This is a genomic window from Klebsiella sp. OBRC7 (assembly GCF_000293135.1).
Classification (GTDB): domain Bacteria; phylum Pseudomonadota; class Gammaproteobacteria; order Enterobacterales; family Enterobacteriaceae; genus Klebsiella; species Klebsiella michiganensis.
The window spans coordinates 56,515-78,099 of the sequence record NZ_ALNJ01000050.1 but is presented as its reverse complement, the minus strand read 5'-3'; the positions used below and the strand labels follow the sequence as shown (position 1 = coordinate 78,099).

The 21,585-nt window shown below is 60.1% G+C and carries 22 protein-coding genes; 7 read left to right on the top strand and 15 right to left on the bottom strand.

Features of this window, described 5'->3' with window-relative positions:
• Positions 1–104: 104 nt before the first annotated feature.
• The 11 genes from HMPREF1144_RS11630 to HMPREF1144_RS11580 all read right to left on the bottom strand — a co-directional run bounded on the left by HMPREF1144_RS11630 (position 105) and on the right by HMPREF1144_RS11580 (position 10,694).
• Positions 105–617 (bottom strand): 4-hydroxyphenylacetate 3-monooxygenase reductase subunit, encoded by a 513-nt coding sequence (locus HMPREF1144_RS11630; RefSeq protein ID WP_004098296.1) that lies wholly within the window; start codon positions 615–617, stop codon positions 105–107.
• 19 nt (positions 618–636) lie between these two features.
• Positions 637–2,199 (bottom strand): 4-hydroxyphenylacetate 3-monooxygenase, oxygenase component, encoded by a 1,563-nt coding sequence (gene hpaB, locus HMPREF1144_RS11625; protein WP_004098298.1) that lies wholly within the window; start codon positions 2,197–2,199, stop codon positions 637–639.
• 361 nt (positions 2,200–2,560) lie between these two features.
• Positions 2,561–3,451, bottom strand: a complete 891-nt coding sequence (hpaA, locus tag HMPREF1144_RS11620) for a 4-hydroxyphenylacetate catabolism regulatory protein HpaA (protein WP_009652862.1) — start codon at positions 3,449–3,451, stop codon at positions 2,561–2,563.
• A 9-nt stretch (positions 3,452–3,460) separates the two neighbouring features.
• On the bottom strand, positions 3,461–4,837 hold the full coding sequence (gene hpaX / locus HMPREF1144_RS11615; protein ID WP_004098301.1) for a 4-hydroxyphenylacetate permease: 1,377 nt from the start codon (positions 4,835–4,837) through the stop codon (positions 3,461–3,463).
• 43 nt (positions 4,838–4,880) lie between these two features.
• Positions 4,881–5,672: a 4-hydroxy-2-oxoheptanedioate aldolase gene (gene hpaI, locus HMPREF1144_RS11610; protein ID WP_004098302.1), complete on the bottom strand. Its 792-nt coding sequence runs from the start codon at positions 5,670–5,672 to the stop codon at positions 4,881–4,883.
• A gap of 10 nt (positions 5,673–5,682) precedes the next feature.
• The gene (gene hpaH / locus HMPREF1144_RS11605) at positions 5,683–6,486 is read right to left on the bottom strand and encodes a 2-oxo-hept-4-ene-1,7-dioate hydratase (RefSeq protein ID WP_009652823.1); all 804 of its coding nucleotides are present in this window, start codon (positions 6,484–6,486) and stop codon (positions 5,683–5,685) included.
• A gap of 99 nt (positions 6,487–6,585) precedes the next feature.
• Positions 6,586–6,966: a 5-carboxymethyl-2-hydroxymuconate Delta-isomerase gene (locus HMPREF1144_RS11600; RefSeq protein WP_004098305.1), complete on the bottom strand. Its 381-nt coding sequence runs from the start codon at positions 6,964–6,966 to the stop codon at positions 6,586–6,588.
• Between the two features lie 12 nt (positions 6,967–6,978).
• Positions 6,979–7,836: a 3,4-dihydroxyphenylacetate 2,3-dioxygenase gene (gene hpaD, locus HMPREF1144_RS11595; protein ID WP_004098307.1), complete on the bottom strand. Its 858-nt coding sequence runs from the start codon at positions 7,834–7,836 to the stop codon at positions 6,979–6,981.
• Position 7,837: 1 nt separating this feature from the next.
• Positions 7,838–9,304: a 5-carboxymethyl-2-hydroxymuconate semialdehyde dehydrogenase gene (hpaE, locus tag HMPREF1144_RS11590; protein WP_004098309.1), complete on the bottom strand. Its 1,467-nt coding sequence runs from the start codon at positions 9,302–9,304 to the stop codon at positions 7,838–7,840.
• Complete coding sequence (locus tag HMPREF1144_RS11585) at positions 9,301–10,065, bottom strand: fumarylacetoacetate hydrolase family protein (protein WP_004098311.1); 765 nt, start codon at positions 10,063–10,065, stop codon at positions 9,301–9,303. The genes hpaE and HMPREF1144_RS11585 overlap by 4 nt, the downstream gene beginning before the upstream one ends.
• Positions 10,062–10,694, bottom strand: coding sequence for a fumarylacetoacetate hydrolase family protein (locus tag HMPREF1144_RS11580; protein ID WP_009652850.1), 633 nt, complete (start codon positions 10,692–10,694; stop codon positions 10,062–10,064). The genes HMPREF1144_RS11585 and HMPREF1144_RS11580 overlap by 4 nt, the downstream gene beginning before the upstream one ends.
• A gap of 285 nt (positions 10,695–10,979) precedes the next feature.
• Between HMPREF1144_RS11580 and hpaR the strand changes: the two genes are divergently transcribed.
• Positions 10,980–11,417: a homoprotocatechuate degradation operon regulator HpaR gene (gene hpaR / locus HMPREF1144_RS11575; protein ID WP_009652847.1), complete on the top strand. Its 438-nt coding sequence runs from the start codon at positions 10,980–10,982 to the stop codon at positions 11,415–11,417.
• Between the two features lie 121 nt (positions 11,418–11,538).
• Here the strand turns inward: hpaR and HMPREF1144_RS11570 are convergent, their stop codons facing one another.
• Positions 11,539–12,753 (bottom strand): amino acid deaminase, encoded by a 1,215-nt coding sequence (locus HMPREF1144_RS11570; protein ID WP_004098316.1) that lies wholly within the window; start codon positions 12,751–12,753, stop codon positions 11,539–11,541.
• Between the two features lie 201 nt (positions 12,754–12,954).
• On the opposite strand from HMPREF1144_RS11570, the gene HMPREF1144_RS11565 reads away from it, so the two are divergent.
• The 5 genes from HMPREF1144_RS11565 to HMPREF1144_RS11545 all read left to right on the top strand — a co-directional run bounded on the left by HMPREF1144_RS11565 (position 12,955) and on the right by HMPREF1144_RS11545 (position 17,843).
• Positions 12,955–14,394 (top strand): N-acyl-D-amino-acid deacylase family protein, encoded by a 1,440-nt coding sequence (locus HMPREF1144_RS11565; RefSeq protein WP_009652844.1) that lies wholly within the window; start codon positions 12,955–12,957, stop codon positions 14,392–14,394.
• 10 nt (positions 14,395–14,404) lie between these two features.
• Positions 14,405–14,797 (top strand): RidA family protein, encoded by a 393-nt coding sequence (locus HMPREF1144_RS11560; RefSeq protein ID WP_004098320.1) that lies wholly within the window; start codon positions 14,405–14,407, stop codon positions 14,795–14,797.
• Positions 14,798–14,900: 103 nt separating this feature from the next.
• Positions 14,901–16,385: a sodium:solute symporter family protein gene (locus HMPREF1144_RS11555; protein ID WP_009652822.1), complete on the top strand. Its 1,485-nt coding sequence runs from the start codon at positions 14,901–14,903 to the stop codon at positions 16,383–16,385.
• A complete protein-coding gene (locus HMPREF1144_RS11550) occupies positions 16,382–17,254 on the top strand; it encodes a 2-dehydro-3-deoxygalactonokinase (RefSeq protein ID WP_004098325.1) in 873 nt (290 codons plus the stop codon). Before HMPREF1144_RS11555 ends, HMPREF1144_RS11550 begins: the two co-directional genes overlap by 4 nt.
• On the top strand, positions 17,241–17,843 hold the full coding sequence (locus HMPREF1144_RS11545; RefSeq protein ID WP_004098327.1) for a 2-dehydro-3-deoxy-6-phosphogalactonate aldolase: 603 nt from the start codon (positions 17,241–17,243) through the stop codon (positions 17,841–17,843). The genes HMPREF1144_RS11550 and HMPREF1144_RS11545 overlap by 14 nt, the downstream gene beginning before the upstream one ends.
• Here the strand turns inward: HMPREF1144_RS11545 and HMPREF1144_RS11540 are convergent.
• Entirely contained in the window at positions 17,840–18,703 is an 864-nt protein-coding gene (locus HMPREF1144_RS11540; RefSeq protein WP_014227796.1) for a MurR/RpiR family transcriptional regulator, read from the bottom strand. The genes HMPREF1144_RS11545 and HMPREF1144_RS11540 overlap by 4 nt on opposite strands.
• 70 nt (positions 18,704–18,773) lie before the next feature.
• The gene (locus tag HMPREF1144_RS11535; protein WP_042927570.1) at positions 18,774–19,307 is read right to left on the bottom strand and encodes a GNAT family N-acetyltransferase; all 534 of its coding nucleotides are present in this window, start codon (positions 19,305–19,307) and stop codon (positions 18,774–18,776) included.
• A 32-nt stretch (positions 19,308–19,339) separates the two neighbouring features.
• Between HMPREF1144_RS11535 and HMPREF1144_RS11530 the strand changes: the two genes are divergently transcribed.
• Positions 19,340–20,176: a GNAT family N-acetyltransferase gene (locus tag HMPREF1144_RS11530; RefSeq protein WP_009652833.1), complete on the top strand. Its 837-nt coding sequence runs from the start codon at positions 19,340–19,342 to the stop codon at positions 20,174–20,176.
• 3 nt (positions 20,177–20,179) lie between these two features.
• Here HMPREF1144_RS11530 and HMPREF1144_RS11525 read toward each other — a convergent pair whose 3' ends face one another.
• A complete protein-coding gene (locus HMPREF1144_RS11525) occupies positions 20,180–21,541 on the bottom strand; it encodes an MFS transporter (RefSeq protein ID WP_009652825.1) in 1,362 nt (453 codons plus the stop codon).
• Positions 21,542–21,585 lie beyond the last annotated feature (44 nt).

Below are 21,585 nucleotides of genomic sequence, written 5' to 3'. Positions count from 1 at the left end.
CCCGGTAGGTTTAAATATGTGATTGAGATCACAGGAATATTCCCGCCGTGACGATGGTGGGAAGCGAGGTAATCCCCTCTCCCGCGAGAGAGGGGAAGGCAAAACTACGCCACGACGTCCATCTCCATCATCACCGGATGGAAGCGGCGCTTAAAGTAAATCAGCCCGTGGCCCTGCTGGCTCAGGGTAATGTTCCTGATTTCCACCAGATAGACCAGGTGGCTACCGATGGTCTGCACCTGGCTAATCTCACCCTCGAGGCTCGCCAGCGCACCTTTCAGCACCGGCTGGCCCAGCGCGCCTTTTTGCCAGCCGCTGAGGCCGAAACGGTCATCCATCGTCATCCCGGTCATGCCGGCGAAGTGGCGGGCCATCTCCTCTTGCTCGTGGTTCAGCACGTTGATGCACAGCTTGCCGTTGCCCTGGAACACCGGATTCATCGCGCTGTTAGCGTTGATGCAGACCATTACCGACGGCGGCGTATCGGTCACCGAACAGACCGCGGTGGCGGTGATACCGCAGCGGCCCGCCTCGCCTTCGGTGGTGATGACGTTAACGGCGGCCGACAGACTGGCCATGGCATCGCGAAAACGCAGACGTTGTTCATCTAATTGCATTGTGACCTCCCGCTGCCGGTTACTTCAGCAGCTTATCCAGCATGTTGATATCGGTATTGTTGTGCAGATGCGGCACCGTCCAGCCGTTCTGGTCGTACTCGGACAGGCAGCGATCCACCATCGCCATCATTTTGTCCATGTTGCCGGAGCTCTGCGCCTGACGCAGGCACTGCAGGCGAATCTCATCCTGGCTACCGGAGTAGTTGATTTCGTACAGTTCATGACGGCCGCCAAACTCGCTGCCGATGGCGTCCCACATCAGTTTGAGGATCTTGATGCGCTCGACGTGATCCATGCCGTTAGATCCGCGCACGTATTTCGCCAGGTATTCGTTGATCTGCGGATTATTGAGATCGCGGGCGCTGGACGGCAGATAGATCAGGCCGCTGGTGACGTTGCGTTCAATAATGTTTTTGATTTTGGCGTAGGCCATCGGCGCCATCACGCGATAGGTTTGCAGCGCGGCGTGATCCGGCAGATACGCGCCGTTAACCCACGGCGTGGCTTCGGCGCACATCGAGTCGCTCAGCGCCCAGAACATATTGCGCCAGGCCACCACTTCGCCGAGATCCGCCTGCACGCCGCGGAATTCAAGGGTGCCGGTACACTCCAGCGAGCGCTTGAGCAGGGCGGTGATAAAGTCGAGCTTCACGGCCAGACGCACGCAGGCCTGCAGCGGATACATGCGGGCGAAGCCGCCCTCCATCGTCCAGCGGCGGCAGCGATCGAAGTCGCGATAGATCAGCACGTTTTCCCATGGGATCAGCACATTATCCATCACCAGGATCGCATCGTTTTCGTCGAAGCGGCTGGAGAGCGGATAATCGTAGGGCGATCCGGTTGCCCCGGCGACCAGCTCATAGGAGGCGCGGGAGATAAGCTTGACCCCTTCGGCGTCCATCGGCGCGACGAACATCAGCGCGAAGTCCGGATTTTCGCCCATCACCTGCGCCGAGCCGAAGCCAATCATGTTGTAGTGGGTGAGCGCCGAGTTGGTGGCTACCACTTTCGCGCCGCTGACGATAATCCCGGCATCGGTCTCTTTCTCCAGCTTGATATAGACGTCTTTCACTTCGTCGGCCGGCTTATGGCGGTCGATGGGCGGGTTGACGATGGCGTGGTTAAAGTAGAGGCCGGTTTCCTGAATGCGGGTGTACCAGCTGCGGGCGTTCTGTTCAAACTGGCCATAAAACGCCGGGTTTGCGCCGAGCGCGCAGCCGAATGCCGCTTTGTAGTCCGGGGTACGTCCCATCCAGCCGTAGCTCAGGCGCGACCATTCGGCGATAGCGTCGCGCTGCTGGCGCAGATCGTCGGCGCTTTTCGCGACGCGGAAGAACTTGTGGGTATAGCCGCCGCTGCCGGTATCGGTGCTCCAGCACAGGGTATCCTGCAGCTCGGGTTTATGCAGCGCGTCGTACATCTGCGCGACGGAGGCGGCGGCGTTGCGGAACGCCGGGTGGGTGGTCACGTCCTTAACGCGTTCGCCGTAGATATAGATTTCGCGGCCGTCCTGCAGGCTCTTCAGGTACTCTTCACCGGTTAACGGGCGTTTAGCGTCGGCACGGAAATTTTCAGGTTTCATAGGTGACCTCTTCAGTATTAATCGGAATGCGATGTTAAATTTATGTTTTGTTTTTGTTGTTTAATTGAAGCGGTTAACGCGGCTTTCGTGAAGAGACTTTTAGGTCAACGGTCGGTACTTTTCAGGCGGGGTTGGGTTATGTGATCGGGGGTTGGTTTTTCTATTTTCTGGCCAGGCTCCCCGGTGAGCCGACGACAAGTCAGGGCGGGTTTTGAATTTATAGCCCGGACAGATGCGCAGCATCGCCTCCGGGAAATTCAGTGACTCTGCGCTCTGCTCCGGGGGCGGCGCTTGACGCGCCATGCCCGGGCTACCGCCTCTCAGACGGCTGCGAACTCGCCGCGCCGTCCCCGGTAAGATCTTATGATACCGGTACTTTTTGCGTTCTGAACGCGCTCGGCGAGCAGCCGACTAAACGGTTAAAAAAGCGGGCAAAATAGGCCGGATCCTTAAAGCCCAGCTGCCAGGCTATCTCGTTGACCGCGCTGTCGGAAAAGAGCAGCAGCCTCTTGGCTTCGCGCAGCTGCCTGTCGAAAATCAGCCGTTTGGGCGGCCGGTTGGCGAAGCGGCGGCAGATATCGGTTAACCGGGATTCGGTCAGATGCAGCTCGCTGGCGTAATCCGGCACCGTCCAGTGCTGATGGTAGTGGCCATCGATCAGCTGGTTAAACCGCTGGAACAGCTTGAGCTCACCGCGTATCCCGCTGGCCGCGTGATCGTCAAGCTTCGCGTTGCGCAGCAGCAGGGTGAACACCGCCTGCGCCAGCAGCGTCAGGGTATGTTCCCGCCCCGGCAGCTGCGACGTCGATTCCCGTTCAATCAGCCGCCAGTAGTGCGCCAGCGCCGCCAGCTCCTCGGGCCTGTCGGCCAGCGACAGGCAGATGCCCGGCAGACCAAAAGCCTCCCGCGTGCCGGGATAGAGCACCTCCAGCAGCGGCCAGACCAGATCCTCGCGCACCGTCAGCACGTGACCGTCGCTATCGGACTCGGTGATAAAAGCGTGCGGCACCGAAGGCGGCGTCAGGACAAACAGCGGCGCCTGCACCGAATAGCGATGATCGTCGAGCTGCAGCTCAATCTGCCCGGTATCGAGAAAGTGCATCTGAAAATACTGGTCGTGACGGTGCGCCTGCATATCGCGGCCAAAGAACTCCGCCATCCTGGCAAACGATTGATAATGCACATCTTCCGTCCCCAGGCTCTCATCGTACTCTTTATTAATATCGATATTGGCTATCGGGCTCTGGCACATGGCGGCTCCTTACGGCGTCGCGCGCGGACGCGTTCCTTTCATCGGAATCGCCCAGATAATCATCGCGCCGATGACCAGCAGGGCGGCGACGAACCACAGGCCGCTGCTGAAGCTGCCGGTAATATCCTTCAGCCAGCCGATCATAAAGGGGCTGAGCGCCGATCCGATATTACCCGTCGCGTTGATCACCGCGATGCCGATTGCTCTGGCGCGCAGGCTGATTGACTGATCCGGCGTGGTCCAGAAAATGGCCATTGCGCTAAACGATCCGGTGGAGGCCATCACGATCCCGAGCAGCTGGATCAGGTTGTGATCGGTGGCCGACGCCAGCAGCCAGCCCGCGGCGGCGAACAGGAACGGCAGGGCGGTGTGGTGCTTACGCTCCTGATGTTTATCGGAGTGGCGGCTCCAGTAGATCATCCCCAGAATGGTACAAATCTGCGGGATCGCCGCCAGCAGGCCGATGGTGATATTGCTGCTGCTTTCGTTAAAGCTTTTGAGGATCTGCGGCGTCCAGATGCTGATCGCACTGAGCGTATTGGTCAGGCAGAAGTAGGCCAGGGTGTACATCAGCACGATTGGCGTGAACACTTCCCGCCACAGGCTGCGCTGCTGCATGGCGTGATGGCTGATCGCCCCTTCCGGCTGGACCAGCGTCAGGCGGTCGTTATCCATCATCTCCTGCAGGCATTTTTTATCGTCCGCGGTCAGCCATTTCGCCTTCGACGGCGAATCATCAAGCCAGAACCAGACCATAATACCGAGCAGCACCGACGGGAATCCTTCCAGCAGGAATAGCCACTGCCAGCCGTGCAGGTTCAGCAGGCCGTCCATCGACAGGATATAGCCGGAGACGATCGACCCCAGCGCGGTGGTCACCGGCATCGCGATCATAAACAGCGCGTTGGCGCGGGCGCGGAAAAAGGCCGGAAACCAGTAAGTCAGATAGAGCAGAATGCCGGGCAGAAAACCGGCCTCGGTGATGCCTACCAGCATGCGCAGGATATAGAGGCTGTTCGGCCCGGTCGCGAACATGGTGGCGGTGGAGGCGATGCCCCACAGCACCATGATGGTGGCGATCCAGCGGCGAGCGCCAACGATGCTGAGCATCACGTTGCTGGGAATGCCGAATATCACGTAGGTGGCGTAAAACAGGGTGGTGGCAAGACCGAACATGGTGGCGTTAAGGCCCAGATCCTGCCCCATGGTCAGCCCGGCAAAGCCGATATTGATGCGATCTAAAAACGAAAAGATAAACAGCACAAACAAAAAGACGATCAGGCGGCGAAAGAGCTTGTTGATAACCGACTGCTGCTGCGCCGTCAGCTGCTTGTGCTGATTAGCCGGATCGAACTTTTCCGGGATGGCAGATGATGTATCGCTCATTATCATTTTCCTCTAATGGGAATTTTGTAGGGTACTGCGGGTATTAATAGACGCCTGACGAACCCTGGGCGGTTTTTTCCGCGCCAAATCGTGCCGCCAGCGCTTCCGCGCCGCGGGCCAGCAGGGTGGTATCGACGCCGACGGCGACAAACAGCGCGCCGAGTTCCAGGTAGCGCTTCGCCAGCGGCTCGCTGGCCATCAGGATCCCCGGCGCTTTGCCCGCTGCGCGAATTTGCCCGATGGCGCGCTCAATAGCGGCCTGCACTTCCGGGTGCTGCGGGTTGCCGCTGAAGCCCATATCGGCGCTCAGATCCGCCGGGCCAATAAACACGCCGTCCACGCCCTCGACATCGAGGATCTGCGGCAGATTGTTGAGCGCTTCGCGGGTTTCGATCTGCACCAGCACGCACATCGCGTCGTTGGCCTGATGGAGATAATCCGGGACGCGGTTCCAGCGCGAGGCGCGGGCCAGCGCGCTGCCGACGCCGCGAATGCCCGCGGGCGGGTAGCGGGTGGCTTTCACCGCCAGCCGCGCTTCGTCGGCGTTCTGCACCATCGGCACCAGCAGGGTTTGCGCGCCGATATCCAGCAGCTGTTTAATCTGCACCGGGTCGTTCCACGACGGCCGCACCACCGGCTGGCTGGGGTAGGGGGCGATCGCCTGTAGCTGGGTCAGGATCGTCTGCACGCTGTTTGGCGCATGCTCGCCGTCGATCAGCAGCCAGTCGAACCCGGCCCCGGCCAGCAGCTCGGCGCTGTAGCTGCTGGTCAGCCCCAGCCACAGGCCAATCTGCGGACGACCCGCTTTTAAGGCGTCTTTAAAGGCGTTATGCATCATGTTTCTCCTAGACAAAGCGGCAGCTAATCGCGCCCATGTTGCCGTAGTCGACGTGGAAGGTGTCGCCCTTGCGCGCCGGTACCGGACGGGTAAAGGAGCCGCCGAGAATAATCTGCCCGGCTTCCAGCTGGACATCGTACGGCGCCAGCTTGTTCGCCAGCCAGGCCACGCCGTTGGCCGGGTGATTCAGCACCCCCGCGGCGACGCCGGTCTCTTCAATCACGCCGTTGCGATAGAGCAGGGCGGCGATCCAGCGCAGATCCATCTCGTCGGGTTTAATCGGGCGGCCGCCGAGGATCACCCCGGCGTTGGCGGCGTTATCGGAGATGGTGTCGAAGACTTTACGCGGACGCTGGGTTTCCGGGTCGATGTTGTGGCAGCGGGCGTCAATCAGCTCCAGCGCCGGGATCACGTAGTCGGTGGCGTTGTAGACGTCGAACAGGGTGCAGTGGGGGCCGCGCAGCGGTTTGGCCAGCACGAAGGCCAGCTCCACTTCGATACGCGGGACGATAAAGCGGTCGGTAGGAATATCGCCGCCGTCGTGGAAAAACATATCGTCCAGCAGCGCGCCGTAATCCGGTTCGCTGATTTGCGAACTGGCCTGCATTGCTTTTGAGGTCAGGCCGATTTTATGCCCTTTCAGCACGCGGCCTTCGGCGATTTTCATATTTACCCATTCGCGCTGTACCGCGTAGGCGTCTTCGATAGTGATCGTCGGGTAATCCAGCGAAATAGCGCGGATCTGTTCACGCTGTTTTTCCGCCTGGTTCAGCCGCTGGGCGATCAGGGTATGGGTATGTTTATCGAGCATAGTTGCTTCCTGTTACGTCATTCGGTGCTGCTGCGCCGGAAATAAAAGCCGGCGTCGTTTCGCCCTCTCCCGGCGGGAGAGGGCCTGACCGGCCGCACGCTATTTAAACAAGGCGTGCACGTTGTTCTGCTTGTAGTTCAGCGTCGGGTGTAGTTCATCAATCTCAAACGACAGCGCCAGATAGCGGCTCTCCATCAGCGCGGCGAAATGGGCTTTGATCAGCGTGAACAGCATATCGCCCACGTCCTGGCGGCTCTCCAGGCTGCGTCCGGCGCCAATTTTCAGCGTCATATGCACAAAGGCGTAATCGTGCTGGCCATCGGCCATCTGCCAGGTATCCAGCCAGATGGCGCGACTGCGAATGCCGCCGATGGGAAAGATGCCGGTGGCCGCCAGCGCGGCGTTCACTTTGCCGAACAGGCCCGGTAAATCAGCCTGCTCGCGGATGTTGTCGGTACATTCAGCGATAAAATGCGGCATTCTGCGTGCTCCTTACGCCGTTTCCGGCAGCGGGAAGACGGCGTTGACCTGGCCGGTGCCGGAGCTGGCGAACAGCTCGGTAATAAACTCTACTTTGCCGTCGTATTTGTCCCAGCCCAGCAGGCCCAGCAGCATCACCGTGTCGTGCATATTGCCTTCGCCGAAGCAGTAGTCGGCGTACTCCGGCAGCATGGTGCAGAACTCTTTGAATTTGCCTTCGCGCCACAGCTTCACGACCCGTTCGTCCATCTGGTGATCGAACTCGCGGGTATAGCTGTTCATCCCCTCTTCGGCGCGCTGGTCGTCGATGAAACGGTGCGACAGCGAGCCGCTGGCAAAGACCGCCACGGTGCCGTCATATTTCTCGATAGCCTTAAGAATGGCTTCGCCCAGCCTGCGGCTGTCGGCAAAATCATGGACGGTACAGAACGCCGAGATAGAGACCACTTTGAAATGCTTATCGCTGTTCATATAGCGCATCGGCACCAGGGTGCCGTACTCCAGCTTCAGGCTCGGAATGTTGTGCGCTTTGGCGCGGACCCCGAGTTTGACCGCTTCGTCGGCGATCAGGTGGCCGAGCGCCGGATTACCGTCGTAGTCGTAGGTCATGTCGCGAATAAAATGCGGCAGCTCGTTGCTGGTATAGACGCCCTGGAAATGGTCGGCACAGTTGATGTGGTAGGCGCTGTTAACCAGCCAGTGGGTATCAAAGACGATGATGGTATCCACGCCCAGCTCGCGGCACCGCTTGCCGATTTCTTTATGCCCATCGATGGCTCCCTGGCGGCAGCCGTGGTTTTTACCCGGCAGTTCAGAGAGATACATCGACGGTACGTGAGTGATTTTTGCTGCTAACGCTAACTTTCCCATATCAGACTCCCCATTTTGGGATCGGATGGTCGCCCATCGAGATGCAGACGTTTTTCATTTCAGCGAACACTTCAAAGCTGTATTCGCCGCCTTCGCGGCCGGTACCGGAGGCCTTCACGCCGCCGAACGGCTGACGCAGGTCGCGGACGTTCTGGGTGTTGACGAACACCATTCCGGCTTCGATGCCGCGCGCCAGGCGCAGCACCTTGCTGACGTCCTGGGTCCAGATATAAGAGGCGAGGCCGTACTCCACGTCGTTGGCCAGGCGCAGACCTTCCGCCTCGTCTTTAAACGGCAGCAGACAGGCTACCGGGCCAAAAATCTCTTCCTGCGCCACGCGCATGCGGTTATCGACGTCCGCCAGCACCGTTGGCCGCAGGAAGTTGCCGTTTCTCAGATGGGCGGGCAGATCGGCGGGTTTATCCGCGCCGCCTGCCAGCAGGGTTGCCCCCTCTTCAATGCCGAGGCGGATATAGCCGGAGACTTTCTCCCAGTGCTGCTGGCTAATCAGCGCGCCCACCTGGGTGTTCGGGTCGGTGGGGTCGCCAACGCGCAGGCGGTTAGCCCGCTCGGCGAAGCGTTTAACGAACTCGGGGTAGATGCTCTGCTGAATGAAGATGCGCGAGCCGGCGGTGCAGCGTTCGCCGTTGATCGAGAAAATGGTGAACAGCGCGGCGTCGAGGGCGCGCTCAATATCGGCGTCTTCGAAAATCAGCACCGGCGATTTGCCGCCCAGCTCCATGGAGTATTTTTTCAGGCCGGCGTTTTTCATGATGTTGCGCCCGGTGGCGGTGCCGCCGGTGAACGAGACCGCGCGTACGTCATGGTGGCGGACCAGCGCATCGCCAGCGGTGGCGCCATAGCCCTGCACCACGTTCAGCACCCCCGCTGGAATACCCGCTTCCAGCGCCAGCTCACCAAGACGGTCGGCGGTTAACGGCGACAGCTCGGACATCTTCAGCACCGCGGTATTGCCCAGCGCGAGGCACGGCGCCACCTTCCAGGTGGCGGTCATAAACGGCACGTTCCACGGCGACACCAGCGCGCAAACGCCGACCGGCTGCACGAGGGTGTAGTTGAGCATCTTGTCGTCAACCGGGTAGGTCTTGCCGTTCATCTGCTGGCACACCTCGGCGAAGAATTCGAAGTTGTGCGAGGCGCGCGGGATCAGCACGTTTTTGGTCTGGTGGATCGGCAGACCGGTATCGGCGGTCTCCATGGCGGCGATCTCCGGGACGTTCTGGTCGATCAGATCCCCCAGCCGACGCATCAGGCGCGCGCGCTCTTTCATCGGCAGATTGGCCCATTTCGGAAACGCCTCTTTCGCCGCCGCCACCGCCTGATTCACCTCATCGGCGCCGCCGGAGGCGACTTCCGCCAGCACTTCGCCGGTGGCCGGGTTGGTGGTATGGAAATACTCCGCGGCGGCGACGCTTTTGCCGTTGATCCAGTGGTTAATTTTTTTCATGACAGCTTCTCCTCATATGCCTGCTGGCTAATGATGTGGTTGACCAGGCGGCCGATGCCTTCCACTTCGACGATCACTTCATCGCCCGGCACCACGTCCGATAGCCCTTTAGGCGTGCCGGTGGCGATCATGTCGCCCGGCTGCAGGGTCATAAATTCGCTGAGGTAAGCGATCAGGAACGGAATGCTGAAGATCAGATCGGCGGTGGTGCCCTGCTGGCGCAGTTCGCCATTGACCCAGGTGCGCAGCGCCAGGTTATGCGGATCCGGGATCGTCTCTTTGCCGACGATCCACGGGCCGATCGGCGTCAGGGTGTCGCGGCTTTTGACCCGCAGGTTGGGGCGATAGTAGTTCTCCAGGTAGTCGCGGATGGCGTAGTCGTTGCAGACGGTGTATCCGGCCACGTACGCCATGGCGTCGGCTGCGGCGACCTTACGCGCGGTTTTGCCGATCACCACCACCAGTTCAGCCTCGTAGTGCATGTACTCGACGTTATCCGGGCGCACCGACTCTTGCCTATGGCCGATAAAGGTATTGGGCGCTTTGATAAACACCAGCGGCTCGGTTGGCGGCGTAAACGCCAGCTCGCTGGCGTGATCGGCGTAGTTCAGGCCCAGCGCGAACAGGGTGCCGTCGGCGGGCGGCAGCCAGCGAAACTCGCCTTCCTGAAGTAACCTGCCGTTGGCGAGCTGGACCTGCCCGCGTTCATCAACCTGGACATCGTGCCGTTGCCCCTGCCACTCAATACGTGCCTGTTTCATGCCAGTTCTCCTTCAGCAACCACCGGGTTTTCCAGCGCCGGGAAGCCCTCGGCGAGAATGCGTACGCGATCGCCGGGGCGCAGCGTAACGCGGGAGTGGGGTGTACCGATCAGAATCGCATCGCCGGGATTGAGGGTGGCGAATTCGCTCAGGGCGCTCAGCAGCCCGGAGGCGGAGCGCTGGAGATCGGCGGTATTCCAGCTGTCCGCTTCGCGACCGTTGATTTCGGTGATGATGGTCAGGTTATCGACGTTGCTGAGCGGCGCGAGCGCGCCAAGCGGGCAGAAGCCGTCGCGGCATTTAGCTTTGATGGCCGGACGATAGAAGCTCTCTTCCGGCAGGCTGACGTCGTTGGCCAGCGCGTATCCGGCAATATAAGCCGCGGCGTCTTCCACGGCGATTTTGCGTGCGATTTTACCGACGATCAGCGCCACGGTGGCGCCGCTCTGCACGGTTTCGCCTTGCGGATAGGGAATGCTCTCGCCGTCGCCGATAACGGTGTTGCGCGGTTTGATAAACCAGACCGCGGTCTTCGGCGGAGTTTTATACGGGGCCTGCTGGAACGCTTCGCGCCAGGCGTCGAGCTGGCTGCGGTGGTTAAGCGCCACGGCGAAGATGGTACCTTTCATTGACCACTCCTCTGCTACGGAATCGGGAAGTTAATAAATTCATTAATATGTTAATGATCATCTTTTATGCTTTGCGGAAAGGTTTGGCAAACAGAAGTGAATGTTTTGTGATCGGATTAACAATAAATTTACAGATATGTTTTTTATTTGTTGTTAATCAATTAGATAATTAATTTCCTTGTACCTTCTGGTACTTTTCAGAGGCAGAAACCGGTTGCCTTCAGAAGGAATTAGCGCTAATTATTAACTTATTAACAGATTGGGGATTTACTTCAGAGGTATGTGATGCATGATTCGTTAACTATCGCGCTGCTGCAGGCGCGGGAAGCGGCGATGGCCCACTTTCGGCCCATCGTTAAACGCCACAATCTGACCGAGCAGCAGTGGCGTATCGTGCGCATCCTCGCCGAACATCCGTCGATGGATTTTCACGATCTAGCCTTTCGCGCCTGTATTTTACGTCCGAGCCTGACCGGTATTCTGACCCGTATGGAGCGCGACGGCCTGGTGCTGCGTTTAAAACCGGTTAACGATCAGCGCAAGCTGTACGTTTCGCTGACGCCTGCGGGCCTGAAGCTGTATGAAAGCGCCCAGGCCCAGGTGGAAGAAGCCTATCGTCAGATCGAAGCCCAATTTACCGTCGAAAAAATGCGTCAGCTTACCGCGCTGCTGGAGGAGTTTATCGCCCTGGGGAATGGGATGGATGGAGAGGAAGAGGCGTAATTTTCCTTCCGTGAAGCTAGAAATATTCCCCCGGTCGCGCTGTGCTTACCGGGGCTACGGGCCGGTGCCATCCCGTAGCCCGGATAAGGCGCCAGCCGCCATCCGGGGAATTCCCCGCCGCTCAGAACAAGGTATCGAGCTCTTCCAGCACGTTATACTGCTCGTCCACCAGCAGTAGGGTTTTCCATTTATCAAACGTCAGGCACGGATGCGAGGTACCGAACACCAGAATATCGCCGACCTGCACGTCGCTGCCCGGCGCGAGGCGCAGCATACAGTGCTGATCCATGATCCCCACGCTCTCGATCCCCTCCGCGGAGAGCTGCTCGCCGTTGCGATACCGAGCGATCGGCTGCGGCAGTCCGGCGTCGAAGGCGCAGTCGCGCTTACCGAAGTTGACCACCGCGCGATCCGCTTCCGGCACCGACTGGACCATCGCCATTAGCTCCAGCGCCGAGGTTAAATCACCGCCCAGATCGCAGGCGATCGGATCGCGCGCCACCAGCGCTTTCTGCGCGATATCGTAGATCCCCAGGTCGTGGGTGATATAGCAGCCGGGGCGGATAACGATCCGGCATCGCGCCGGTTTCTTCGCCGCCAGCCAGATATTGCACACCACGTCATACCAGACGGTACCGGCGCCGGTCAGCACAAACTCCCCCTCAACCAGATGCGCCATCCGGCAGGCCAAATCGGCGGCCTGGCGCAGCAGAGCTTCCACCTGCGGCTGCGGATCGTCGCCGTGTAACACCCCTTCATACAGCTCAAGTCCGCGCAGCTTAAGGCCTGGAAGGTCCGCGACGGCCTCCGCCAGGGCCTGAGCATCCTCAACGCTGCGGCAGCCGCAGCGCCCGCCGGCCACGCCCAGCTCAATCAGCACGTCCAGCGTTTGCCGCCGTTCGCTAAAAAAGGCCGACAGCGCGCGGGCGTTGGCGAGGCTATCGATGCAGCAGATAAACTCCGCCGCCCGGTAATGCGCCTTCAGGCGCGATACCGCCTGCATATTCGCCCTGCCGACCAGCTGATTGACCATCAGAACGCGCTCAACGCCGCTGGCCATCGCCGCGCTGGCCTGCCAGGCGCTGCCCACGCCGATTCCCCATGCGCCCGCCCGCTGCTGGGCCTGAAAAATCCACGGCGTCATCGTTGTTTTACCGTGCGGCGCCAGCGAGACGCCGCGCGCGTCGGCGTAGCGCTGCATCCAGGCGATGTTATTTTCCAGCGCCGTTTTTTTCAGCAGCGCGGCGGGGAGGCAGACCTCCTCCGCCAGCAGATTTGCCGGAGCGGCCATCGCGGCGGCTTTGTGCGGAATAAGCGTATCGGAGTGGTATTTCATAACATTATCCTTTTAGGGTTTATGCTCGGAATAAAGCTGAGTATCAATTTTAATTGATTGAAAAATATAAATTTAATGTGTGATTTTTATTGTTTGTGAATAAAAGTATCACAATTTGATCTGGTTTTTGCGTAGTTTTCCACTGTTTTTCCGCCTTGTAAATGATTAACTTGTCGACAGAGTTGAAAGGGAGTCATTGAGATGAAAGTTAACTGGCTTTTCAAAAACGTCACGGTCATTGACGGCAGCGGCGGACCGCAGTATCGCGGTGACGTGGCGGTGAAGGGCGATCGGATTGTAGATATGGCCCCGGCGCTGAACCTGCCGGCGGAGCAGGTGATTGACGGGCAGGGGCGCGTGCTGGCGCCCGGGTTTATCGATGTGCATACCCATGACGACATCAACGTCATTCGTATGCCAGCCTATTTGCCCAAGCTGAGTCAGGGGGTGACGACGGTGATTGTCGGCAACTGCGGGATCAGCGCGGCGACGGCGACCCTGCGCGACGGCGTGCCTGACCCGATGAACCTGCTGGGCGAGCAGGAGCACTTTGTTTACCCCACCGTTAACGCTTACGCCCACGCGGTGGAGGCGGCGAAGCCGTCATTGAACGTCGGCACGCTGATTGGCCATACCGCGCTGCGCAATAACCATATGGACGATCTGTTCCGTCCGGCGACGGACACCGAGATCGCCGGAATGCGGGTGCAGCTGCGCGACGCGCTGCGTCAGGGGGCCCTGGGTCTGAGCAGCGGGCTGGCCTACGCCAGCGCGTTTCAGTCCACCACCGAAGAGGTGATGGCGCTGGCCGAGGAGCTGGCGGCGGAGGGGGGAATTTATACCACCCACCTGCGTTCGGAGTTCGAGCCGATTCTGGAGGCGCTCGATGAGGCGTTCCGCATTGGCCGCCACGGCAACGTGCCGGTGGTGGTCTCGCATCATAAGTGCGCCGGCGCGAAAAACTGGGGCCGCACCCGCGAGACGCTGGCCTTCTTCGATGAGATGCGCCAGCGCCAGGAGATTGCCTGCGACTGCTATCCCTATTCCGCCAGCTCATCGACGCTGGATATGAAGCAGGTGACCGATGAGTTCGATATCGTCATCACCTGGTCGGAAGCGCAGCCCGAGCAGGCCGGGAAAACCCTGCGGCAGATTGCCGACGGCTGGCAGGTTAGCCTGCACGAGGCGGCGGCGCGGCTGATGCCCGCAGGCGCCATCTACTACAACATGGATGAGCAGGACGTGCGGCGGGTGCTGCGTTATCCGGTGACCATGATCGGCTCCGACGGTCTGCCGAACGACCCGATGCCGCATCCGCGGCTGTGGGGCGCGTTCCCGCGGGTCCTGGGCCACTACAGCCGCGATGAACGGCTGTTTCCGCTGACCACCGCTATCCACAAGATGACCGGGCTGTCGGCGGCGCGTTTCCAGCTGGCGGATCGTGGGCTGGTGAAAGTGGGCTACTTTGCCGATCTGGTGCTGTTCGATCCGCAGACGGTGCGCGATGTCGCCAGCTTCTCCGACCCGAAACAACCGGCGGAGGGGATCGAGGCGGTGATGGTCAACGGCGTGATGAGCTACGGTAGCGACAAAAAGATTATCGGGCGCGCGGGGCGTTTCCTGCGCCGCCGAATGAACTAAGGAGTGCAAAATGAGTATTAAACGTTATGGCGTAGAAGGCGGTACCGGCACCGGCGGGCAGCATCTGCCGTTCGCGCGCGCGGTGGAGGCGGGGGGCTGGCTGTACGTTTCCGGCCAGACGCCGATGAAGGACGGTGAAGTGGTGGAAGGTGGGATTGTCGACCAGGCGCGTCTGGCGATTCAGAACTGCGTGGATATCATGACCGAAGCGGGCTACACCCTGGCCGACGTGGTGCACGTCAAGGTGATCCTCACCGATGCGCGCTATTTCCAGTCTTTCAATAAAGTGTTCCGCGAGTTCTTTGGCGACAACCCGCCTGCCCGTATCTGCTGCGTCGCGGACCTGGTGGTGGATTGTAAAGTCGAAGTAGATGTGACCTGTTATAACGCGGCTCGCGTATAAAAGTTTATTAACCAGAAATATAAACAGGATTTTTGAGCGCTGAATTCATTCAGCGCTTCGTAGCCTTTTACCTTTTACATACTCAACTGGCAGGATGTGAATAATGAATAGTCATATCTTTTTAGTCGGCTTTATTATTTACGCGTTGGCCATGATTTGGCTTGGCTGGTACGTGTCGCGTAATCAAAAAAGCGGTGAAGATTTTTTACTCGGCGGCCGTTCCTTACCGCTGTTCCTGACGCTGGGCTCCACCGTGGCGACCATGGTGGGGACCGGTTCAAGCATGGGTGCCGTAGGCTTCGGCTACAGCAACGGCTGGGCCGGAATGCTCTACGGCGTGGGCGGAGCCATCGGTATTTTGCTGGTGGCCTGGCTGTTTGCCCCGGTGCGTAAACTGCGCTTTATGACCATGAGCGAAGAGCTCTCTTATTATACGGGCGGCAGCCATTTAATTAAAAATATCGTCGGCATAATGATATTTGTTGCCTCGATTGGCTGGCTGGGGGCGCATATTCTTGGCGGCAGCATGTATTTATCCTGGGCGACGGGGATAAATCTGACGGTGGCCAAAATTATTATTGCCCTGGCCTTTGCGATTTACGTCATCATCGGCGGTTATTCTGCGGTGGTATGGACGGATACCATTCAGGCATTAATTCTCTTTTTTGGCTTTATCCTGATGGCGATTCTGGCGGTGGTTCACGTCGGCGGATGGGATGCCATCGTACAGGCGATGGATCCCAGGGCGATGAGCCTGTTCGCGGTCGATAAGCTGGGCGTCATTCCGGCGCTATCGCTGGCGATGGTCATCGGCGTCGGCGTGCTGGCGACCCCTTCCTATCGCCAGCGTATTTATTCGGGGAAAGATGTCTCTTCAGTGCGCCGCTCGTTTGTCTATACCGGCGTGCTGTATCTGTTTTTCTCGGTGCTGCCGGCGATTATCGGCATGGCGGCATGGACAATGAACCCCCATCTTGAGAACAGCAACTACGCCTTCCTGTTCGCCACCAGCTTCCTGCCGGCGATACTGGGGCTGGTGGTGCTGATTGCCGGGCTTTCCGCCACCATGTCTTCGGCCAGCTCCGATGCGATAGCCGCCGTGGCCATCATGATGCGCGATGTCTACACCCTCGTTACCGGAAAAATGCCGCCGGCGCATAAGGCGATAACGCTCTCCCGCTGGATGCTGGCGTTCGTTATCGGCCTGGCGATGATCTTCGCCCTGACCTCGAACGATATCATCAGCTATATCACCAAAATGATCTCCATGCTGATGTCCGGGCTGTTCGTCTGTTCAATTCTGGGCCGCTTCTGGCTGCGCTTTAACTGGCAGGGTGCGCTCACCGCGCTGCTGAGCGGCATGCTGGTGTCGATTGTGGTTCTGATGAAAGCCGACTGGCTGGCTTACTGGGGCAATCCGTGCATACCGTCGGTCGTCGGCAGCTTCGTTTCCGCCATTTTTGTCACCGTCATGACGCCAGCCAGCAAAATCAGCCGCCAGCAGGCGCTGGAAATGATTACGCAAGAGCGGGAAGGGCAGGCGATTCCGGCGAAGACGGTGGTGCAGGCCTCGGGAGAAGCACCATGAAGGACTATATTGCCGTCGACTGGGGCTCTACCCAGCTGCGCGGCTGGCTGATTCGCAACGGCCAGTGCGTCGGAACGAAGCAGCTGCCGCTGGGCATCACCCGCCTGAACGGACGATCGCCCGCTGACGTATTCGCGGAGCATGTGGCCCCCTGGCGCGGCGCCGAAATGCTGCCGGTGCTGATGGCCGGGATGATCGGCAGCGATGCGGGCTGGCAAGCGGTGCCGTATCTGGCCTGCCCGGCGGCGATCGACGCGCCGGGCCAGCTGCGATGCGCCGTGGCTGAAGGCGTGTGGATTATTCCCGGGCTCAAGATTGCGCAGGACGGGGAGTTCAACGTGATGCGCGGCGAAGAGACGCAGCTGCTGGGGGCTATGGAACTGGCGCCGGCGGAGTGCTATGTGCTGCCGGGCACCCACTGCAAATGGGTACAGGTGACGGACGGCATGGTGCGTCATTTTGCCACGGCGATGACCGGAGAACTGCATCATCTGCTGATGACGCAATCGCTGATCGGCAAAGGGCTGCCGGCCCAGCAGCCGGACGAGGCGGCGTTTGAACGAGGGCTGGAAAAAGGACTGGCGCAGCCGTCGCTGATTAGCGAACTGTTTGTCGCCAGGGCCGCCCGGGTGCTGGGAGGTCTGGCCGCAACCTCGGTCAGCGACTATCTCTCCGGGCTGCTGATTGGCGCGGAGGTGGCGACCCTCGGGCAGCGTTACCGTACCTCTGGCGTCACGCTGGTTGGCGACCCGGCGCTGAATGCCCGCTACAGCCGGGGGATGAGGGCGCGCGGAATGACGGTTAACAGCTGCAGCGGCGATGAGGCATTGCTGAACGGCATGGCGAGGATAATGCATGGACAAGATTAAACTGGTGGCGATTTTACGCGGTATTCGCCCCGCTGAGGCGGCGGAGCATATTGAGACGCTGATAATGGCGGGATTTCGCTATATCGAAATTCCGCTCAACTCACCGGACTGGCAGCAGAGCATTCCGCAGATGGCCGCGCGCTTCGGCGAGCAGGCGGTGATTGGCGCGGGAACGGTGCTTAAGGTGGAGCAGGTCGATTTTCTGGCCGATGCCGGGGCGAAGCTTATCGTGACGCCGAATACTCAGCCGGCGACCATCCGCCGGGCGGTGGCGCGCGGAATGCGGGTCTGCGCCGGATGCGCCACCGCGACCGAGGCGTTTAGCGCGCTGGACGCCGGGGCGCAGTGGCTGAAGATTTTCCCGTCTTCCACCTTCGGCCCGGACTATATTCGGGCGCTGAAAGCGGTGCTGCCGCCGGAGGTGCCGGTGCTGGCGGTCGGCGGCGTGACGCCGGAGAATCTGGCGAGCTGGGTCGAGGCGGGATGCGCCGGCGCCGGTCTGGGAAGCGATCTGTATCGCGCCGGGCAGGCCGTGGAGCGTACCCGTCAGCAGGCGGAGAGGTTTATCGCCGCCGCCCGCTGCGGTTAATCGCCCAGCGGCTGCCTGTCGACGCCGCCGCGATGGCTGTCGAGCGCCAGCTTAATCCGGCGCAGCCTGCCCTTTGCCTGGGTTTTGTTGGCCATCGCCAGTTCGGTGGCCAGCACGTCAACCATCGCCAGCATCGCATAGCGTGAAGTGCTGGGCTTGAAGATATAGTCGTTTTCGCGCACCAGCAGCGGCAGCACCAGATCCGCCTGCTCCGCCAGCGGCGTTCCGGCGGGGGTGATGGCAATGACCTTTGCGCCGTACTGCCTGGCAATCGCCGCGCTCTCAATAATTTCCTGGGTATAGCCGCCCAGCGACAGCACGATAACCACATCCTTTGGCGTCACCGCCGAGCTCATCATGCGCACCAGCAGGCCGTCGTTCTGGCTGACCACCGGCAGACCGAGGCGAAACAGACGGTACTGGATCTCCTGGGCGCAGATGGTGGAACCGCCGCCCATCCCGAGGGCCAGGATCTGCCGCGCGTCGCTCAGCCAGCTCACCGCGCGCTTCAGCGCCTCAATATCCAGCGCCCGGCGGTTGGTCTCCAGCACGCCGATGATCGACTCGTAGATCCCCTGCACGCCCTCAAGGTCCGGAACATCGAGGATAAATCGCTGCCCGACCGCCAGGGATTGCGCGAGCTTCATCTTCAGCTCGCGGACGTCTTTGCAGCCGAGCGCCCGGGCAAAGCGGGTGACCGAGGCCTGGCTGGTGTGGGTCAGGCGCGCCATCTCTGCGATGGGCAGCTCTGCCGCCGCCGCGACATCATCGAGAATGAACTGCGCGATGCGTTTTTCGGTCGCCGTCAGTTCCACAAAGCGATCGGTAATGCAGGAAATGATATCGATTGACCAGGACATACGGGTATCAACGGGTAAGTTTTGAATGGTACTTTGTACCATATTTCGCCGCTGAAATCAGCGCCGGAGGTTACAGCGCTAAGCGCATGGCGCAGCGCGTTTCCGGCGGCAGGCCGTGTTCCGTTTCCAGCTCCCTTTTCGCCACCAGTCCCGCCGGTAGCCTTAGCTCGCTTAACATTGAAAACCCCAGGCGCGTGTAAAACGGCGCGTTCCACGGCACGTCGCGGAAGGTGGTGAGCGTGACCGCCGGATACGCCGCCTGGCGGGCGGTCTCAATGACCTGCTCCAGCATCATGCGGCCAATACCTCGTCCCTGCCACGCCTGATGAACGGCGATCTCCACGATAAACAGCGCATCGTCCAGCGGTTCGCTCAGCAGGAAGCCGATCGGTTGGGCGTCGGCCACGGCCAGCAGGCTGTGGTCAGTTTCAAGAAACAGCCGGTGGCGCTCGGGGCTTATCACTTCGCTTTCCGCCAGCCAGGCCAGCGCCGGGATCTGGCGAAAAGCCTGGGCCGCCGAGCGCTCAATGGCGGGCAGGAGGGGAATATCGTTCTCCTCAGTCAGGCGTAACGTCGCGGCGGCGGTTATAGTGTTAGTTTTCATCACCTCAGCATAGCAGCCTCCGGGAGAAATGTATGGAGCTTACCGCCGTTCCCGCCACCCAGTTCAGCATTGAACAACTGACAACGATCCTCAACGACTGTTTCGAAGATTACCTGGTTCCCGTCACGCTGTCGGTAGAGGTTTTTGTCCAGCGCTTTAGCGCCGAAGGGCTGAGCCTGCTGGATTCTCGCGTCTGGCTGGATGGAGATGTCCCCGCCGCGATGGCGGTCGTCGTCCGCCGCGGCGATGAAGCCCGGCTGGCGGCGTTCGCGGTGCGGCCTGCGTATCGCGGAAAGGGCGTTGGCCGCCGGCTGATGACGCCGCTTATCGACGCGCTGCGCGAGCAGGGCGTACGGCGGATGTGGCTGGAGGTTATCCGCGACAACCACGCCGCGGTGGCGCTGTATCAATCGCTGGGCTTCGAGGTTCGGTACGGGCTGTGTGGCTATCTGAGCGCGCAGGCTGCGAGCGAGAAGTCATCCGCATTGCAGGAGTATGACGTGCTGGCGCTGACGCGCAGGGCAGGCGCCGAGATTAACGGCCAGCTGCCGTGGCTGATGGACCCGCTCACCTTCAGCACCCTCCCGTGCCGGGCGTTGAGCCTTCATCAGCAGGCTTTCGCCGTGCTGGCGACCTTAACCAGCAGGCCGCAGCTGCAGTTTTTATGGGTCGATCCCGCCGCCCGCGGGCGCGGGCTGGGGCGGGAAATGCTGATGGCGCTCGCCCAACGCTTTCCGGGGCTCGGGACCTCGGTGACCATCCCGGAGCGCTTTACGCCGCTGTTTCACGCCGCCGGCTATACGCCCATGGCATTAAAACAGTATGAGATGAGCGCAACGTTGAGCGCCCCGCCGCCAGCAGGGCGTTGAGATTCAGCCGTTACGCGGGTCGCTAATCGGCTGACGAACCAGGAAAATATAGGCCAGCGCGCCGAGGGCGGTCACGCAGCCGCAGATAATCAGCGCCAGCTGGAATGAATGGGTGGTATCGACGATAAATCCGGTCACCAGCGGCGCGAAGGAGGCGCAGATAAAGCTGGCGAAGTTCTGGATGCTGCCGACGGACGCGGTCATCCTTGAGGCCACCGCGACGTGAATCAATCCCCAGCAGGAGGTGCCGGCAAAGTGGATGCAGAACAGCGCCATACCGATTAACAGCACCGCGGCGATAGAGGTAGTGGCCTGTGGCACGATAAGCGTAAATGCGGCAGAGCAGAACATCCCGGCAATAATGCAAATTTTACGGCTTTTGATCGGCGCCATGCCGCCTTTAACCAGCCAGTCGGTGACGTAGCCGTTGATGAGCATACCGGCGGCGCCGAACAGGAAAGGAATGGCGGCCATAAAACCGGTACTTTTCAGATCGAGGCTATATGCCGTTTGCAGGTAGCCCGGCAGCCAGGCCAGATACAGCCATGCGGTATAGTTGATGCCGCTGAAGCCCAGCATCATTCCCCACATGGTTTTGTTTTTAAACAGGCTGCGCCATTCGGCAAAGCTCAGCGGGTCGCGGCGAACGTTGACGCTTCCGGCGTTAAGGTAGGCCTGCTCATCGGCGGTGAGGGGGATATCCTCCCGGTTGCGATAGAGCATATACCAGCCGATAGCGACGAAGATCCCCAGTACGCCGATGGTAATAAACATCCAGCGCCAGCCCATCATCAGCATCATGGCGGCAAGGATCGGCGGGCTGATCGCGACGCCAATCGTCGAGGCGGCGTTAAAGAAGCCCATCGGGCGGCCGCGCTCTTTAATATTAAACCAGTCGTTGATCACCTTGACGCCGCAGGGGTTCATCGGCGCTTCGCCGATCCCCATGCCGATACGCACCAGAACGAACTGGGTAAAGCTGTGCACCATCCCCGAGACCGCCTGAAACAGCGACCAGAAAAACATCCCCAGCCCCAGCATGATGCGCGGACCTTTACGGTCCAGCAGCGGCCCGCAGGGGAGCTGGGCGATACCGTAGGCCAGCGAGAAAACGGACAGCAGCGCCCCGATTTCGGTGGCGCTGAGCCCCAGCTCCTCGCGAATCGTTAAGTTCGCGACGGACAATGAACTTCTGTCGAGGTAATTAATCACCGCCGCCAGAAATAACAGGATCATTGCCGTTGTCTGAATTTTTTTAATGCGAGTACTACGCGTTAACGTATTATCTAACGGAACAGTCATCGTCTCCGCCTTTCCTTTATCAAAGGTTGTCTGCGGGTCGATAGTGATATTTCGTGATTCCACGCCTGACTCCTGGTTATTCTATTTGAACGACAAGTGACATCGAA